Raw genomic sequence first — 17,194 nt, forward strand, 5'->3', positions numbered from 1 at the left:
ATTGAATGGGATCGGCCGGCCGGGCAGGCCGATAACCTCGGGGTAGAGAGAGGGGAAGTACCCGCGCCGCTAGGAGCGTCTCGGCGGGCCGGCACCCTCCGGCTTGAGAGGGGAGGTACCCGCGCCGCTACGGGGCCTGGCCGCCGGAGCGGTCCTTCACGTGCCGGCCAAGCGCGGCCAGTATGCGTTCCAGGCTGACAGCCACGGATCCTGCCGCCGTGGCGGGGGACTCCGCGGACACCGAGCCCGCGACGACTCCGGTGAGGCGGTGCTGTGCATCGCGCGCGGCCTCCAGCTTGTCCGGCAGGTCCTCGGCGGTCATGCTCCTGATTGCCTCGGCCGTGGCGTCCAGGGCGTTGGCCATCGGTGCCAGCACGGGGTCGGGAAGATGCAGTGTCTCGTCCCAAATCACGGCGGCGAGCACCTCGGTCATGTCCTGGGTATGGAAGGCTGCACGCTCCAGCGTGCGTAGATTCCGCCAATCGGTGTCCAGGTCCCGGTCGTGGAACTTGCGCCGCGGATTGGCCTTGCGGCTGCGGTCGGCGGCCTGCACGGCCTGCCGCACCTGGTTGCCCAAGCGGGTGATGCTCTCGCCGTTCGTCGCCCAGTCCTTGTGTTCCGGCGGCCAGTTCTCCCGGAGCGCCTCGGCCATGTCCTCCAGCTGCCGGGCGAGGTCGGACTGCAGCTGCTGCAGGCTGCGTCCCACCGCGTTGAAATTCAACGGCGGGAACAGCAGGAAGTTCACAGCGATGCCGACGGCCACCCCCACCGCCATCTGCACCGCATAGCCGAGCGAGTAGTCGCCGGCATTGGACCCGCCCACCAGCAGGACGAACAGCGCGGCCATGGGAACCCATTCCCGGCCCGCCCCGAGCCGCGGCAGCCCCGCAACCAGCACGCCCAGGAACACCAGCAGGCCCACGGTGACGAAATGCGGGCCGACCGTCAGGAGCAGGAGCATGGCCAGGCCGATGCCCAGCAGCAGCCCGGCCAGCGTCTCCGCGGAGGTCTTGACGGAGTCGGCGACGGTGGAATACATGCTAATCAGCGCGCCCAGCGGCGCGTAATAGGGGTACTGGTCCACCTCGCCGGGCAGCCGCAGGGCGATGAACCAGGCGATGGCGCACGCCAACGCGGTCTTGAACGCCAGCTGGACCCGGCGCCACCCGCCCATCTGCTGGCCATACTTGCGCAGCGGGGCGGGGAGCCGGTCGGTGAGCCGGTCCAGGCGCCCCGGCCCGGCGGGCATGGTTTCCGGTTCTGGCATGTTCAGCACCTCCACGGTTCCGGGTTAGCCGGATCAGCGTCCGGCCGGAACCAGTTCTGCCTCGAGTGTATTGCGCTGGTATGCCCGACGCTCGCGCCGGCCTTCGACCAGCCGGTACAGCACCGGCACCAGCACCAGCGTCAGCGCGGTGGAGGACACCAGGCCGCCGATCACCACCACTGCCAGCGGCTGCGAAATGAAACCGCCCTCACCGGTTAGTCCCAACGCCATCGGCGTGAGCGCAAAGACCGTGGCGAGCGCCGTCATCAAGATGGGCCGCAGCCGGCGCCGTGCGCCGTGCGTGATCGCGTCCGCCACGTTCATGCCGGGCCGGCCGTCGTGGGGGCGCCGGTACTGGTTGATGAGGTCGATCAGCACGATCGCATTCGTCACCACGATGCCCACCAGCATCAGCATGCCGATCAGCGACGGCAGCCCCAGCGGAATCCGCGTGATCACCAGCAGCCCGATGGCCCCCGTGGCCGCAAACGGAATGGAGACGAGCAGGATCAGCGGCTGCACCAAGGACTTGAACGCGGCCACCATGATCACGTAGACAATGGCGACGGCGGCCAGCAGCGCCCAGCCCAGCTGTTCAAAGGACTCGGCCTGCTGGGTGGCCGCGCCGCCCAATTCCGCCGTGACCCCGGCTGGCAGGTCGGCGCCGTCCAGTGCGGCCGCCACCTCGCTGCTGAGGGCACCCAGGTTCTCTCCCTCCGGGGTCACGGAGACGACGGCGGTGCGTTCGCCGCCGCTGGCGCTGATCGACGTCGGCACGTCGGTTTCCTCGACCGTGGCCAGGTCCGTCAGCGGCACCGGCCCCGCCGCCGTGGGCACCTCGACGCCGCGCAGTTCCTCGACGCTGGAGAAGTCGCTGCCTTCCCCGATCAGCACCGGGAAGTCGGTGGTGCCGATCCGCACGGTGCCGCCGGGCAGCGGGCTGATCGAAGACGCCAGCAGGCCCGCGACCTGCTCCTCGTCCAGCCCGGCGGCCACGGCCTTGGCCCGGTCCACGGACACCTGGACCACCGGCTCGGCCGCCGAGAGGTTGCTGGACACCTCTGCGGCCCCCGGCACCTCCCGCAGCAGCTCCACCAGCCGGTCGGAGGCGTCCCTCAGCTCCTCCGGGCCGTTCGCGGAGATCTCCACGTCCACGGTGCTGGAGGTGCCGAAGCCCCCGCCCTGAGTGCCCAGCGTGAACGTCGCCTCGCCGGGCAGCTTTTCGACGGCGGAGCGGACCCGGTCGCGCAGCGCCGCCTGGTCAATGCCTTCCTCGGTGATGACGGTGTACTGGGCCACCGAGGCACCCGCGGAGAGGAACGTCCCCAGGCCGCCGCCGGCGTTGCCCATGGTGACCTGGACCGCCTCGATCCCGTCCATCCCGGCCAGCAGCTCCTCGACCGGGGCGGCCGCCTCGTCGGTGGTCTCCAGGCTGGTCCCGGCCGGCATCTGCTGGCGCAGGCTGAAGCTGTTCTGTCCGCTGTCGCCGAGCAGGTTGGTCTGCAGCAGCGGCACCATGGCGGCGGTGCCGGCCAGCACCAGCAGGGCGGCCACGGTGGTGATCACCGGGTGCCGCTGGGTGCCGGCGAGCACCGGCAGGTAGCCGCGCTGCAGCAGCGAGCGGCGTTCCTTCTCGGAGGCCGCCGCACGCACTGCGGACGTGTCGGGGTGTCGCTCCGCGGGGGATTTGACGAACCAGTAGGCCAGCACCGGCACGATGGTCAGCGACACCGCCAGGGACGCGAGCAGGGCCAGCGCGGTAGTGATGGCGAACGGCCGGAACAGTTCGCCGGCCAGATTCCCGACGAACGCGATCGGCAGGAACACCGCAACGGTCGTCAGGGTGGACGCGGTGATGGCCCCGGCGACCTCGCGGACCGCCGCCAGGATGGCGTCGCCCTTGGGTTCGCCGTAGTTCAGGTGCCGTTTGATGTTCTCGACCACCACGATCGAGTCGTCCACAACGCGCCCGATGGCGATGGTCAGCGCGCCGAGGGTGAGGATGTTGAGCGAGTAGCCCAGCGCATTGAGGCCGATGAACGTGGCCAGCAGCGACAGCGGGATGGAGATCGCCGTGATCAGCGTGGAGCGTACGGAGAGCAGGAAGACCAGGATGATCAGCACCGCGAAGCCCAGCCCCAGCAGGCCCTCGGTGGTCAGGTCCTTGATGGACGTCTCGATGAACGGGGCCTGGTCGAACACCGTGGTGATCTGCGCGCCGTCGCCCAGTTCGGCCTCCAGTTCGGGCAGCAACTCGCCGATGGCGTGGGAGATGGCCACCGTGTCGCCCTCCGGCGTTTTGGTGACGGCCAGGGCAAGCGTCAGCTCGCCGTTGGTCCGGGTGATCGAGGTCTGCTCGTCGTCGGCGATGTCGACGTCGGCCACCTCGCCGATGGTGGCAGGGTCGGCCGGCGCAGGGTCCGGTGCCTGGCCGGGCTGGTCCGGTGCGGGCACGGTGTCGGGCACGGGTACCTGGCCCTGCTCTGTCCCGCTGCCCGGCGGGGCGGGCTGGCCTTGGCCGGGGAACTGCCCGGGTGCCCGTCCCGCCTCCGGTGCGGAGGGCGCGGAGGGCTGCTCCGCCGTCGTCGTTTCAGCGGGGGAGAGCGGCAGGTTTTCGATGGCCGCCAAGCTGTCCAGCGGGCTGCCGATCTGCACGGAGAGGCTCTGGCCGTCCTGTTGCACGGCGCCGGCGGGGACCAGGCCGCCGCTGTTGGCCAGGCTGTCCACAATGGCGGAAACGCCGACGCCGGCCTCCGCCATGGCATCGTCGTCCGGCACTATGGCGATGTGCCGGCCGGGGCCGCCGGAGACCTCGGCCCCGCGCACTCCGGGGATGTTCTGCAGCCGGGGCACCGTGAGGCGGTTCAGCTCGGTGCTCAGCTCGCTCAGGGTCAGGTCGGAGGACACCGCCATGAAGACGATGGGGAAGTCATCGATGCTGCCGGCCAGCGACAGTGGCGAGACGTCGTCGGGCAGTTGCTGGCGGACGTTGGAGATGGCACGGTCCACCTGGCTGCGTGCCCGGTCCAGGTTGGTGCCGTAGACGAACGTCAGGTTGACGGTGGAGAACCCGTTGCGCGACACCGCCGAGGAGGACTCGAGGCCCTCGACGGCGGTGAGCGCGCGTTCGAGCGGTTCGCTGACCTGCTTGTCCACTACCTCCGGCGACGCGCCGGGCATGGAACTGACAACGGTGATCCGCGGGAACTCGAGCGAGGGGATGAGTTCCTGCTTCAGCGAGCCCATGGTGATCACGCCGAAGACGGCCACGAAGACCGTAATCAGCGCGATCAACGCACGATTCGCCAGGGACAGCGTTGCCAGCTTGTGCATGGCTTGAAGCTTAGTTCAGCGGTCGTACGGGGCGGACGGGGATCATGCCAGTTCGAGTACCCGGTCGGTGTCGGCGGTGATTTCGGCCAACAGCGAGGGGTTCTCGTTCAGGTTCACGCCGTAGCCGGGGAGCATGTCCTTCAGCTTGGGTTCCCAGCTCTTGAACTCCAGCGGGAAGCAGCGTTCCAGCAGGCTGATCATGATCGGCGCTGCGGTGGATGCCCCGGGGGAGGCGCCGAGCAGGGCGGAGATGCTGCCGTCGGCGGACGCGATGACCTCGGTGCCGAACTGCAGGGCGCCGCCCCGCTTCGGGTCCTTCTTGATCACCTGGACACGCTGGCCGGCGGTGATCAGCTCCCACTGGTCGCCGGCGACCTCCGGGTGGAAGGCGCGCAGGGCCTCGTTCTTGCCTTCGCGGGTCTTGAGCACCTCGGTGACCAGGTACTTGACCAGGCCGAAGTTGTCCTTGGCCACGGCCAGCATGGGCACCAGGTTGCTCGGGCGCACGGACGTGGGCAGGTCCAGCAGCGAGCCGGTCTTGAGGAACTTCGGCGAAAAGCCGCCGTACGGGCCGAAGAGCAGGGAGCGCTTGCCGTTGACAAAGCGGGTGTCCAGGTGGGGCACCGACATGGGCGGGGCGCCCACGGAGGCCTGGCCGTAGACCTTGGCGTGGTGGGCGTTGATGACGGCCTCGTCGGTGCAGCGGAGGAACTGTCCGGACACCGGGAAACCGCCGTAGCCCTTGGACTCGGGGATGCCGGAGCGCTGCAGCAGGTGGAGGGCGCCGCCGCCGGCTCCGATGAACACGAAGCGCGCGTTGACCTTGGTTTTTTCGCCGGTGGCGTTGTTCCTGATTTCCAGGGTCCAGCGGCCGTCGGTATTGCGGGAGACGTCCAGCACCCGGTGGCCGTAGTTCAGTTCCACGCCATGGGCGGTCAGGTAGCCCGCGAGCTTCCGGGACAGGGAGCCGAAGTCCACGTCGGTGCCGCCGGCGACGCGGGATGCGGCCACGCGCTGCTGCGGATCGCGGCCCCGCATGATCAGCGGCGCCCACTCGTTGATGACGGCGTGGTCTTCGGAGAACTCGATCTGCTCGAACAGCGGTTCCTGCTTCAGCGCTTCGTGGCGGCGCTTGAGGTAGTCAGCATGGTCATCGCCCCAGACAAAGCTCATGTGCGGCAGCGGGTTGACGAATTCCCGGGGCGACGAGATGTGGCCCTCGCGGATCATGTGCGACCAGAACTGGCGCGAGACGTTGAACTTCTCGTTGATGCCCACGGCCTTGGCGGTGGGAACGGAACCGTCCGCCGAGGCGGGCGTGTAGTTCAGCTCGCAGAGCGCGGCGTGTCCGGTGCCGGCATTGTTCCACGGGTCCGAGGCTTCCAGACCGACCTCGTCCAGGTTCTCGAACAGGCTAATGCTCCAGTCCGGCTGCAACTGCTTGATGAAGGAGCCGAGGGTGGTGCTCATGATGCCGCCGCCAATCAGCGCGACGTCGACGTTCTGGGATGATCCCGAGGGAATGTTTGCAGTCAACTTCAATCTCCAATAGCAGCTGTGCCAGCAATTAGAAGCCTAGCGCCCTGCGCCAGCGAGACTAAAATCTGCCGTCTTCGATGTGACCCAGTAGACAGACGCGGCGGGATCTCCAACGTTACAATTTTCCGCCCGAGGCGGCCCGTCACCTACGCACCGGGCGCCGCAGCCGGCGTCAATCCTGCCCCAGCTCGATCTTGTTGTAGACCTCGTCGAGCATCGGGCTGGCCGGGTAGCTCACGACCCGGGGCCCCATGGCCAGGGCGGAGATGGGGAACGCGAGCGGCACCGCGGGGACCGCCCGCGCCAGCTGCTCGTTGATGCTGTAGTAGGCCTGCACGCGGTCTTCGCCCTCGGGGAGGGTCTTGGCACGGGCTATCTTGCTGCGGATCTGCGCGCTGTCGTAGCCGAACTCCATCGACTTGCTGCCGAAGAGCGGGCCCACGAAGTTGTCCGGGTCGCGGTAGCTGCCGCTCATGCCGGACAGGTGGAGGGCATGGTCGGTGGAGCCCTGGATCGTGTCGAGGTAGCCCTCGTCCCAGGGAATGGGCACCGGCTTGATATTGATTCCGACGGCGGTGAGCTGGCGGCTCAGCTCCGCGTACACCTTTTCGGGGGTCGGCAGGTAGGCCCGCGTGACGCCCAGCGGATAGTAGAAGGTGAGTTCGGCGCCGTCGTACCGGGCGTCGGCCAGCAGTTCGCGCGAACGCTCCGGATTGTATGCGTAGTAGGGGATGGTCTCATTCGTCACGCCCAGGCTGCGCGGGATGAACTGCATGGCCTCCTTGGTGCCCTGCAGGAAGAAGCTGTCGATCAGCGCCTGCCGGTCGATCGCGTGGGCGATGGCCTGGCGCATGGTGATGTCGTCCAGCCCGTCGGCCGCCTGGTTCATGCCGAGGTAGACCACGGAGAACGGGTCACGCTGCAACACCTGCATGCCGGCCCGCGCCAGATCCGCGTACGTGGCCGGGGTGACCAGGTCGTAGCCGTCGATGTCCCCGGCTTCCAAGGCGCGCAACCGCGTCATCGGATGCGGGAGCGCCTTGAACACCACGGTGCGCACGTCGCCGGCGGCACCCCAGTAGCCCGGGTAGGCGGAGAGCACCACGCGGTCCCGTTCCCAGTTGGCGAACGTGAACGGGCCGGTCCCCACCGGGGCCAAGCCGTAGCGGGATACCTTGTGGCCGCCGCGGTCCTCCGTCAGCCGGTCGGCCGCCCCGGCCTTCAGCGCCGCCGGAGAGGAGATGGCAAAGGCCGGCATGGCCAGCGATGCGACCAGGCCGGTGAACCGGCGGGTCAGGTTCAGCTGCACTTCCAGCGGGCCCAGCACCTCGCAGCTGTGGTAGAGCGATTCGTCCTCGTCCTCGGCGAACGCGCCGAAGACCGACCGGAAGGCCAGCCCGCCTTCCACCGGCCGGGCGTCGCCGGGGAGCCGGTACCAGCGTTCGAAATTGGCGCGGACCGCTTCGGCATCGAACGCCGTTCCGTCATGGAAGGTGACACCCGGGCGCAGCCGAAAGCGGTAGGAACGGCCGTCGTCCGCTTCGCTCCATTCGGAGGCCAGCCGCGGCGCCGGAACGCCCGTCGCCGGGTCCACCCCGACGAGTGTTTCGAGGATCTGCCGGGTCACCCGGTAGGACTCGGTATCCAGTGCCAGCGCCGGATCAAGGGTCACCGGGGCGGCGGCAATGCCCATGGTGAAGGTGGTGTCCGCGGGCGAGGCCGTCGGCGGCTCGCTGGCCGGGGCGGTTGACGGGGCGGGCCTGCCCGGTTCGGGGGTGCAGCCGGTGAGCAACACAGCCGCTGCCGCTGCGCCTGCCTTCAGCACGGTGCGGCGCGCGGTGGGTGGTGTCACGCTTCAGGCTCCTCGGGGCAGGCGGGGATGATCCTCAAGTCTAATCGACTCCCGTCCTCGACCCCGCGCGGCGAATTCCCGATGAGAGATAGGCCACATCCGCGCGTCTTTGGGGCAGGATGGGACCATGACCGAACATGCCGACGACGCGGCCCTGCTCGAGGTACGGGACCTGGCCGTTGCTTTCCGCACCACCTACGGGCAAGTCTCTGCGGTGGAGGGCGCCTCGCTGCGCCTGGAACCGGGCAAGACCCTGGCGATCGTGGGTGAATCCGGATCCGGGAAGTCCACCACGGCGATGGCCGTGATCGGGTTGCTGCCGGATAACGGACGGGTGACCGCCGGGAGCATCCGCTTCGACGGCCAGGAGCTCGTGGGGATGCCGGAGCATCGGATGCGCACGATCCGGGGCCGCCAGATCGGCCTGGTCCCGCAGGACCCGATGTCCAACCTGAATCCGGTCACCAGGATCGGCTCGCAGGTGGCGGAGACCCTGCTGGTTCACGGCATGGCGACCAGGCGGGACGTGGACCGGAAGGTTGTGGAGGTCCTGGAGGCTGCCGGACTGCCCAACGCCAGGGAACGCGCCAAGCAGTACCCGCATGAGTTTTCCGGCGGGATGCGCCAGCGCGCCCTGATTGCCATCGGCCTGGCCTGCCAGCCGCGGCTGTTGATCGCCGACGAGCCGACGTCGGCGCTGGATGTGACGGTGCAGCGCACCATCCTGGACCAGATCGAGTCGATGACCCATGAATTGGGGACGGCGGTGCTGCTGATTACCCACGACCTGGGGCTGGCGGCCGAACGGGCGTCGGAACTGGTGGTGATGCACCGCGGCAAGGTGGTGGAGACCGGGCCGGCACGGCAGCTGCTGGAGGATCCGCAGCACCCCTACACCCGGGCGCTGGTGAAGGCGGCGCCGAGCGTCGCCGCCGTGCGCCTGATGCCGGGGGCGTTTACCGGGAACGCGGCGGTGCGGGCCGAACGGGCGGAGCAGGTCTTCCAGGAACACGTCGCCGAGGCTCCCGCGGCCGCCGAGGCGCAGAAGACGGACAACATCGTGGAACTGCGCGACCTGACCAAGGTGTACAAGATCCGCGGCCAGGCCGAGGACTTTTACGCGGCGAAGAACGTGACGCTGGACATCCCGCGCGGACACACGGTCGCCATCGTCGGTGAATCGGGCTCCGGCAAGACCACTACCGCCCGGATGCTGCTGAAGCTGATCGAACCGACCAGCGGCACCATGACCTTCGACGGAATGGATGTGGCCAACCTGACCAAGGCGCAGCTGCGGGACTTCCGCCAGCGGGTGCAGCCAGTGTTCCAGGATCCGTATTCGTCCCTGAACCCGATGTTCACCATCGAGCGGATTGTCGAGGAGCCGCTGTCCACCTACAACCGCGGCAGCGCGAGGGAACGCTCGGTCCGCGTGCGCGAGCTGATGGACGAGGTGGCGCTGCCGCAGAACATGCTGCGGCGCTACCCGTCCGAACTCTCCGGCGGCCAGCGCCAACGCGTGGCGATTGCCCGCGCCCTGGCCCTGAAGCCCGAGCTGATCATCTGCGACGAGCCCGTCTCCGCGCTGGATGTGCTGGTGCAGGCGCAGATCCTGAAGCTGCTGGGCGACCTGCAGGCGGAGCTGGGCCTGAGCTACCTCTTCATCTCCCATGACCTGGCCGTGGTGCGGCTGATCTCGGACTACGTCTGCGTGATGAAGGACGGCGAACTGGTGGAGGCGGCCAGCTCGGAGGAAGTGTTCACCAACCCGCGGCACCCCTACACGCGGCGCCTGCTGGCGTCCATACCGGGCAACGAACTGGACATCCAGGCGGAGGATCCGGAGATTGCGTCCTGAGGATACCGGGCCCGGGGCCGTCCCGGAGCCCGACGACCACCGGCCGGAAGGCTTCGGCTTCCGGACCGGGGTGCGCAGCGCCGCGGTGGCCATCGGCTTCGCGGTCTTCGTGCTGGTGATCGGCACGGTGCTGCTGGCGGTCGGGGCCGTCATCTTCATCGGCGAGGGCAGGTGGGGCGCCCTCTGGTGGCTGGCGGCGCTGGAAGTGCTGTTCATCGCCGGCTTCGCCGCCATGATGCACATGGCCCGCCAGCGACGGCGCCAGGACGGCGGAGCCCCGCCGGCCACCCTGGCCGGCTGATCGGCAGCTGCCGCTACTTGGCCCGCGTCTTGGGATCCAGCGCTTCCCGCAGGGACTCGCCCAGCAGCGTGAAGCCCAACGCGGTGACGGCGATGCACAGGCCGGGCAGGAACGCCAGCTGCGGCGCGATGCCCAGTTCTGCCTGGGCGTAGGTGAGCATGCGGCCCCACTCGGCGGTCTGCGGGCGCCCGCCGCCCAGGCCGAGGAAGGAAAGCGCCGCGGCGTCGATGACGGCGGTGGCCAGCGTCAGCGTGGCCTGCACGATGACCGGACCCACGCTGTTGGGCAGCTGGTGGCTCATGATGATGGTGCCCCGGCTCAGGCCCAGCGTCTGCGCCGCCAGCATGTAGTCCGCACTGCGTTGCGAGATCATCGACGACCGCAGCAGCCGCGCGAAGATCGGCAGCTGGGCCACGCCGATGGCGATCATCACCGCGTACGCCCCCTGCCCCAGGATGGCCGCGATGGATACCGCCAGCAGCAGGTTCGGCACGGAGAGCAGGATGTCGACGCCGCGCATGATCACGCTGTCGATCCAGCCGCCGAAGCCGCCGGCGAGGATGCCCAGCAGCATGCCCCCGGCCAGCCCCATCGCGGTTGAGACGACGCCGATCAACAGCGAGGCCTGCGCGCCCCAGATGAGTTTGCTGAACAGGTCCCCGCCGAAACGGTCCAGCCCCAGCGGAAATCCTTCCACCTCGCCGAAGCCGGGAATGTGCGTGGGTGTGATGTACGTGCGGCCGGGCAGATCCTGGCCGCCATAGGGTGCCAGCACCGGCGCCAGCACGGCGGTCAGCACGAACAGGCCCACGATGACGGCGCCGGTGATGGCCTGCGGATTCCGACGGAGCCGCCGGAACGCGTCCTTCCACAGGCTGGTGCCGCCGGGCCCGGTGCCGGCGGGAGCGCCGGGTGCACCCGGTGGCTCCGGGGTGGTGCGGATGTCGCCGCCTGACTGCGGCGGAAGCGTTGTGCTCATTTAAACACGCACCCTCGGGTCGATGATGCTGTAGGAAACGTCCACGACCAGGTTGATCAGCGAATACAGCACGGCGATGAAGATGATGAACCCCTGCAGGACGGGGTAGTCCAGGTTGAAAATGGCGTCGCGCAGGAACCGCCCGATGCCGTTGAAGGCGAAGACCGTCTCGGTCAGCACGGCCCCGGAAATCAGCAGCCCCAGCTGCAGGCCGATGGTGGTGGTGACCGGCAGCATCGCGTTGCGCAGGATGAACCGGTTGCGGATGGTCTTCTGCAGCAGGCCCTTGGCGCGGGCGGTGCGCACGTAGTCAGCATTCTGCACCTCGAGGACAGACGCCCGGGTGATGCGCACGATGATGGCCAGCGGGATGGTGCCCAGCGCGATCCCGGGCAGCGCCAGGTGCAGCAGCGCATCCCAGGCGGCATCCCATTCGCGGGTGAGCAAACCGTCGAGCACATAGAAGTCGGTGACGTGCGTGGCGTTGATCCTGGGGTTCTGCCGGCCGTCGGTAGGGAACCACGGCAGCTGGATGGCGAACAACCACTTGAGGATGAAGGCCAGGAAGAAGACCGGGACGGTGATCCCCACCAGCGACAGCACGACGGAGGAGTGGTCGGGCCACTTGCCGTAGTACCTCGCGGCCTGGTAGCCCAGCGGAATGCCGATGCCGACGGCGATGATGAGGGCGACGATCGTCAGCTCCACCGTCGCCGGGAAACGGGTGGCGAACTCCGTCAGCACGGGCCGGCCGGTGAGGATCGAGGTGCCGAAATCGCCCTGGAGCAGCTTGCCCATGTAGACGAAGTACTGCTCGATCAGGGGCCGGTCGAAGCCGTAGAGTTCGTTGATCCGTGCCACCGCCTCGGGTGTGGCACGGTCGCCGAGCAGCGCCGTGGCGGGCCCGCCGGGCAGGCTGCGGACCCACAGGAACAGCAGCAGGGAAAGCCCGAAGAGCGTCGGGATGAGCAGCGCGATGCGCTTGATAATGACTCTGAGCACAGCGTCCTTCCGGATCCCGGTCCCGGCGTTGCGCCGGATGCGGTGGAAATTGCCTCTTCGGCGGCAGGCCCGGCGCCGCCCGCTCGTAGTTCGGGCCGGGGGCCTGCCTGCCGGGATCCGCGGTATGCGGACCCCGGCAGGACGGGGTTACTCGCTGAGCTCGATGGCGTTGAACACCTCGTCGTTCACCGGGCTGGCCGGGTAGGAGGTAACCCGCGGGGCGAACGCGAGCGACGGCGCCGGGTGTGCCAGCGGGATCGCCGGGAGGTACTGCGCGATGTCCTCGTTGATCTCCTCGTACAGCGGCGTCGCCTCTTCGATGCTGCTGGTTTCACGTGCCTTGGACAGCTTGCCGAAGAGCTCCTTGTTGTTGAAGCCGAACTCCGGCTTCTCCTGGCCGAAGAAAACCCCGACAAAGTTGTCGGTGTCGTTGTAGTCGCCGGTCCAGCCGAGCAAGTGGATGTCGTGGTCGGCGCTGGCCTGGATGCGGTCCAGGTAGTCCGGGGACCACTTGTCCGGCTGGGCCTCGATGGTGATGCCGACCTCCTCGAGCTGGGCGCTCAGGTTGGTGAACACCTGTTCCGGCGTCGGCATGTACGGCCGGGACACCCCGGTCGGGTAGTTGAACATCAGCTCCAGGCCGTCGCCGTAGCCGGCCTCTTTGAGCAGCGCCCGCGCCTTCTCCGGGTCGTACTCGTAGGTGGTGACGTCGTCGTTGTAACCGTTGACCGTGTCCGGAACGAATTGCGTGGCGACCTTGGTGCCCTCGGGCAGCGTCTGGCGGACCAGCGCGTCCTTGTCGATCGCGTGGGCGATCGCCTGCCGGACCTTGAGGTCCTTCAGCGCCTCCTGCTCCTGGTTCATGCCCAGGTACAGAATGGTGAACGGATCGCGTGCAATGACGTTGAATCCGGCGTCGGCCAGCGACTGCGTGTCGGCCGGCGCCACCAGGTCGTAGCCGTCGATGTCCCCGGCCTCCAGCGCCTGCCGGCGGGCATTGGGGTCTTCGATAATGCGGAAGATGATCTCCTGGACCTGGCCCTGTTCGCCCCAGTAGCCGTCGAAGGCGGACAGCTGCAGGGACTCGCCGACCGACCAGCTGTCGAACTTGAACGGGCCGGTCCCCACCGGGTGGCCCATGGCATATTCGCTCAGCTCCGGCGCCTCCTCCGAACCCCCGACGTCGTCGGCTTTGAACTTCTGCAGGGCGGTGGGGCTCTGCATCGCGAAAGCCGGCAGCGACAGCGCCGGAATGAAACCGGCGAAGGGCTGGGCCAGGTTGACCGTCACCTCGGTGTCACTGACCGCCTCGCAGGAGTCGTAGACTGCGGTCTCGGGGGAATCCGAGTAGCCGCGGAACAGCGAGCCGTAGTAGTAACTCACCGACTGGGACTGCTGGATCCCCTCGAAGTTGTACCAGCGGTCGAAGTTAAAGCAGACGGCATCGGCATTGAAGTCGGTGTCGTCGTGGAACTTCACGCCCTCCTTGAGCTGGAAGGTGTAGGAGAGCCCGTCGTCGGACATCTCCCAGGATTCAGCCAACAAGGGTTCAGGGTCCGGTGTTCCTTCCTTGACGCCGACCAAACCCTCGAAGATCTGGCGGCTGACGCGGAAGGACTCGCCGTCGCTGGCGAAGGCCGGATCCAGCGACTTGGGATCCGACGACGCGGCGAACACGAAGGTCGGATTGACTCCCTCCGTCTCGCCCTGCGCTCCGCCGCCGCGCTCGCTCTCGGCACAGCCGGACAGGACGAGTGCGCCGGCGGCCAGGCCGGCAATGACCGCTCCGGCGCGCCGGCCGCTTCGCTGGCCTCCGGAAAAGATGTCAGTAAATGACATGGACTGCTCCTCGGGGACGTGAGGTGTGACGCCGACTTTGTGTACGGCAGCCGGCGGAGGCGCGGTGGCGCGTCCGCTTGATGAGAGCTTAGTCACATGTCTGATTGAAAGCATCGGTTTCAGGTTCGGCGGTTGGGCCAAAACCATCACAATTTGGTGACGAGTCCCGCGCCTGATGGCGCGACGACGGCGGTGGAGGCCTCCGGGCCCCAGGGCCCGGAGCGGGCCGTGGAACGCCAGGAGCCCCGCAACTGACGCTGCGGGGCTCCTGGTGATGGTGCGCAAGGCGGGACTTGAACCCGCACGTCCGAGGACACTGGAACCTAAATCCAGCGCGTCTACCAATTCCGCCACTCGCGCATTCGTTCCGGGCATGCCGGAACAGGAATCAGTCTACCGGCACGGCGGCACTCGTCTGGCGGGGACTGATGCCTCGTGCAGACGCCTAATTGTCCAGGCCGAGGTCGCGGCGCAGCTTGGCCACGTGGCCGGTGGCCCGGACGTTGTACTGAGCCAGCGCCACCTTGCCCTCGGGATCCACCACGACCGTGGAACGGATCAGGCCCTCGTAGACCTTGCCGTAGTTCTTCTTTGCGCCCCAGGCCGCGTACGCCTCGGCTACGGCATGGTCTTCGTCTGAGAGCAACGGAAAGTTCAGTTCTTCCGTCTCCGCGAACTTCACCAGCTTCGGCAGCGGATCGGGGGAGACTCCCAGCACCGCGTATCCGGCGCCCTTCAACGAGTCGAGGCTGTCGCGGAAGTCGCAGGCCTGCTTGGTGCAGCCCGGTGTCGAAGCTGCGGGATAGAAGTAAACCACAACGTTTTGGCCACGATAATCGGCCAGCGAGACGGTGTTGCCCGCCGAGTCCTGCAGCGTGAAATCCGGCGCGGTGTCGCCGGTCGACAGTCGTTCGGCCATGGGGCAGCTCCTTAGGGATCCGGGGTTTCACACCAGCATAGCCAAGACAGTCCTCCGGCCGTTCCGACTACGTACGTATACTTGAGTGCATGCCGGATTTGAAGAATTGGCCGATGCCACGGTTGCTCTCCACCGCCGCCCGGCTCGTCGAGCACGAATGGAACGACAAACTGGCCGGCCTTGGCCTGACCCACGCCGGCGTCATTGCCCTTGAGGTGCTGGCCGCCGAAGGGGAAATGACGCAGGCGCAGCTGGCGACCCGCGTCCGGGTGCAGGCACAGACCATGGGCAAGACCCTGGGCAGGCTGGAGGTCCACGGGCACATCATCCGTGCCCGCAGCGATGTGGACCGCCGGCGGCAGATCGTGCAGATAACCGACGAGGGCAAGCGGGCCCTCAAGCATGCCGCCGAACTGGAGCGGCTGCTCAGCAGCGGCAGCGGCGACCAGATGGATGAGCTCAAGGAGCGGCTGACGGTGATCATCCGCAGGCTGGGCAACAGCCGCTTCGGTATCGGCGCGGTGGAAACCATCGACATCGCCGAGATCGACGGCTACGAGGACGGCGACTGACCCGCCGGCGTCCCGGTCGGCCTGAACCCGGCATCCTCAAGGCGCAGCCGGCGCTGCACTAGGCGCTCCCGTGCTGCCGACCGGACGGCGGCAGCGTAGGGCCATGGAAAACACTGCTCCCTTCGGCAAAGGAGAGTCGCAGCGGGTTTAGGGAACGGTGCGGGCTGAAGTGAGAGCGGTCTTGAGGATATGAATGTCTTGTTCAGTCGTTCCTCCCGAGATCCCGACACCGACTCTTTCGCCTCGTTGGAGCTGTACAGGTGCCCCACCGCCGAAGGCGATGAGTTTGCTGCCCGAGTTCACGGCCAGGCCGTAAAGGGGCTGCCCTGGTTGTACTTGCGACGTGAGTTCTTCTGTTTCCACGTTGAACGAGGCGGCTGTGTAGGCCTTGCGGAAGGCCATGTCCAAAGAGTGGAGGGGTGCGCCGTCCATGCGATGGAGAAGCACCGGGTTGCCGTGGATGTCAACGACACTGACGACGATGCGGATTGCCAGTTGTTCGGCTGCTTCTTCGGCGATGGCGGCGATCTTGATGACTTCCTGCAGCATCATGGGGGCCTTCCTGGATTTGCTGATCCTTAGTCGTCCTCATGGGGAGGTTCCGGGTGTGGGGGAGGCGGAGCTAATGAGTTGCCGGTGCTTCAGTTCCTGCCACACCTCGACGGGGATCCGCTGACTCAGCCATTGGTAGTTCTGCTCTTGTTGAGTGATGGTGCGGGCGCCGAGGCAGACGTTGGTGACGGCAGGGTGGGCGGCGCCAAATTGCAATGCCACCGCGCCCAGAGGCACTCCGTGGCGGTCGGCTACCTCTTGGTAAGGACGGATCTCGCTGAGGGTTGCACGCGTTGCCGGAGCGTAGTCCATGCGGGCTCCGGGTTTAGGGCCGGTGGCTAAGATGCCTGATCCAAAGATTCTGCCGTTGATGACGGCGATCCCGCGTCGCAGGCAGAGTGGGAGAAGCTCGTCCTGCGCCTCGGCGTTCAGTAGGTTGTAAGTACCGGCGATCAGAATGCAGTCAATGTCGGCTGCTTCTGCCGCTGCCATGCAGACATCGACCTCGTTGACGCCTATGCCCACGGCCCGCACTACCTTTTGGTCCCGCAGGGATAACAAGGCTTTGAACGCGCCGTTTAGGGCTTCCTGAAATCGGCGGGGTTGGTCGGCGCCGTGAGTCCAACGGTCCGTGTCGTGAACCAGGAGCACGTCGAAGTAATCCGTCCCCATCCGCTGCATGCTGTCTTCGACCTGGCGCATCACACCGTCGTAGGAGTAGTCGTATTCGATGCGGAACGGCGGGGTGTTGCACCAGGGGGCGGTACTGAAGGTCCCCGGGCTTGCGGGTTTTAGGGTTCGCCCGACTTTTGTGGCCAAGACGAACGTTTCTCTGTCCTCATCGGCGAGGACATCGGCCAGCCGGTATTCGGCAAGGCCATGGCCGTACATGGGTGCAGTATCGAAGAACCGGACGCCCGCGTCCCAGGCATGACGTACCAGTGCCCGGGCATCCTCTGTAGGTATGGGGGTGCGCATGTTTCCAAGAGCCACTGAACCGAATCCGGCAAGTGTGCAAGACCAGTCGAGCCGCCCGAACCCGCGCCGTTGCGTGGGAGCGTACGGTGCCATGGGTGTCTTCCTCAAGGTGGATCAACGTGCTGGGTGCCCGGGGAGGTGGTGCCGCGTCGTTGGCCGTGGGGAACCTTCACCGGTTCCTTCGGCGGCCCATTTCATAACGG

At 67.3% G+C, this 17,194-nt stretch carries 13 protein-coding genes and 1 tRNA gene; 3 read left to right on the top strand and 11 right to left on the bottom strand.

All coding sequences use genetic code 11. The features are described from left to right. Positions 1-127 precede the first annotated feature (127 nt). From AC5RTY_RS09635 to AC5RTY_RS09650, 4 genes are all read right to left on the bottom strand, one after another. Positions 128-1,267 carry an FUSC family protein gene (locus tag AC5RTY_RS09635; protein WP_494012382.1) on the bottom strand — a complete coding sequence of 380 codons (1,140 nt, stop codon included), beginning with the start codon at positions 1,265-1,267 and terminating at the stop codon, positions 128-130. Between the two features lie 33 nt (positions 1,268-1,300). Then, positions 1,301-4,600: an efflux RND transporter permease subunit gene (locus AC5RTY_RS09640; RefSeq protein ID WP_494139452.1), complete on the bottom strand. Its 3,300-nt coding sequence runs from the start codon at positions 4,598-4,600 to the stop codon at positions 1,301-1,303. Between the two features lie 42 nt (positions 4,601-4,642). After that, the gene (locus AC5RTY_RS09645; protein WP_494139453.1) at positions 4,643-6,136 is read right to left on the bottom strand and encodes a malate:quinone oxidoreductase; all 1,494 of its coding nucleotides are present in this window, start codon (positions 6,134-6,136) and stop codon (positions 4,643-4,645) included. Between the two features lie 175 nt (positions 6,137-6,311). After that, positions 6,312-7,991, bottom strand: a complete 1,680-nt coding sequence (locus tag AC5RTY_RS09650) for an ABC transporter substrate-binding protein (RefSeq protein WP_494012379.1) — start codon at positions 7,989-7,991, stop codon at positions 6,312-6,314. Between the two features lie 127 nt (positions 7,992-8,118). Between AC5RTY_RS09650 and AC5RTY_RS09655 the strand changes: the two genes are divergently transcribed. Beyond that, entirely contained in the window at positions 8,119-9,849 is a 1,731-nt protein-coding gene (locus AC5RTY_RS09655) for an ABC transporter ATP-binding protein (protein ID WP_494139454.1), read from the top strand. Beyond that, positions 9,839-10,150, top strand: coding sequence for a hypothetical protein (locus AC5RTY_RS09660; protein WP_494000058.1), 312 nt, complete (start codon positions 9,839-9,841; stop codon positions 10,148-10,150). The genes AC5RTY_RS09655 and AC5RTY_RS09660 overlap by 11 nt, the downstream gene beginning before the upstream one ends. Before the next feature lie 13 nt (positions 10,151-10,163). On the opposite strand, the gene AC5RTY_RS09665 is transcribed toward AC5RTY_RS09660, so the two are convergent. From AC5RTY_RS09665 to bcp, 5 genes are all read right to left on the bottom strand, one after another. Next, on the bottom strand, positions 10,164-11,129 hold the full coding sequence (locus tag AC5RTY_RS09665) for an ABC transporter permease (protein ID WP_494000057.1): 966 nt from the start codon (positions 11,127-11,129) through the stop codon (positions 10,164-10,166). Continuing rightward, entirely contained in the window at positions 11,130-12,131 is a 1,002-nt protein-coding gene (locus tag AC5RTY_RS09670) for an ABC transporter permease (RefSeq protein WP_493979914.1), read from the bottom strand. It lies immediately after the preceding gene. Between the two features lie 147 nt (positions 12,132-12,278). Further along, positions 12,279-13,970 carry an ABC transporter substrate-binding protein gene (locus AC5RTY_RS09675; protein ID WP_494139455.1) on the bottom strand — a complete coding sequence of 564 codons (1,692 nt, stop codon included), beginning with the start codon at positions 13,968-13,970 and terminating at the stop codon, positions 12,279-12,281. A gap of 275 nt (positions 13,971-14,245) precedes the next feature. Then, positions 14,246-14,330, bottom strand: a tRNA-Leu gene (locus AC5RTY_RS09680). 85 nt (positions 14,331-14,415) lie between these two features. Further along, complete coding sequence (bcp, locus tag AC5RTY_RS09685; RefSeq protein ID WP_494139456.1) at positions 14,416-14,889, bottom strand: thioredoxin-dependent thiol peroxidase; 474 nt, start codon at positions 14,887-14,889, stop codon at positions 14,416-14,418. A 113-nt stretch (positions 14,890-15,002) separates the two neighbouring features. Here bcp and AC5RTY_RS09690 point away from each other — a divergent pair, with 113 nt between their 5' ends. Continuing rightward, positions 15,003-15,461, top strand: coding sequence for a MarR family winged helix-turn-helix transcriptional regulator (locus AC5RTY_RS09690; RefSeq protein WP_494000054.1), 459 nt, complete (start codon positions 15,003-15,005; stop codon positions 15,459-15,461). A 147-nt stretch (positions 15,462-15,608) separates the two neighbouring features. Here AC5RTY_RS09690 and AC5RTY_RS09695 read toward each other — a convergent pair whose 3' ends face one another. Next, entirely contained in the window at positions 15,609-16,013 is a 405-nt protein-coding gene (locus tag AC5RTY_RS09695; RefSeq protein WP_494139457.1) for a GlcG/HbpS family heme-binding protein, read from the bottom strand. 36 nt (positions 16,014-16,049) lie between these two features. After that, complete coding sequence (locus tag AC5RTY_RS09700; protein WP_494139458.1) at positions 16,050-17,084, bottom strand: aldo/keto reductase; 1,035 nt, start codon at positions 17,082-17,084, stop codon at positions 16,050-16,052. Positions 17,085-17,194 lie beyond the last annotated feature (110 nt).

This window comes from Arthrobacter sp. Y3224055 (assembly GCF_059090825.1).

Bases quoted from the DNA above. Each gene is read 5' to 3' on its own strand.
- AC5RTY_RS09635 (WP_494012382.1), bottom strand. From the start codon at position 1,267: ATGCCAGAACCGGAAACCATGCCCGCCGGGCCGGGGCGCCTGGACCGG.
- AC5RTY_RS09640 (WP_494139452.1), bottom strand. From the start codon at position 4,600: ATGCACAAGCTGGCAACGCTGTCCCTGGCGAATCGTGCGTTGATCGCG.
- AC5RTY_RS09655 (WP_494139454.1), top strand. From the start codon at position 8,119: ATGACCGAACATGCCGACGACGCGGCCCTGCTCGAGGTACGGGACCTG.
- AC5RTY_RS09665 (WP_494000057.1), bottom strand. From the start codon at position 11,129: ATGAGCACAACGCTTCCGCCGCAGTCAGGCGGCGACATCCGCACCACC.
- AC5RTY_RS09675 (WP_494139455.1), bottom strand. From the start codon at position 13,970: ATGTCATTTACTGACATCTTTTCCGGAGGCCAGCGAAGCGGCCGGCGC.
- bcp (WP_494139456.1), bottom strand. From the start codon at position 14,889: ATGGCCGAACGACTGTCGACCGGCGACACCGCGCCGGATTTCACGCTG.
- AC5RTY_RS09690 (WP_494000054.1), top strand. From the start codon at position 15,003: ATGCCACGGTTGCTCTCCACCGCCGCCCGGCTCGTCGAGCACGAATGG.
- AC5RTY_RS09695 (WP_494139457.1), bottom strand. From the start codon at position 16,013: ATGATGCTGCAGGAAGTCATCAAGATCGCCGCCATCGCCGAAGAAGCA.
- AC5RTY_RS09700 (WP_494139458.1), bottom strand. From the start codon at position 17,084: ATGGCACCGTACGCTCCCACGCAACGGCGCGGGTTCGGGCGGCTCGAC.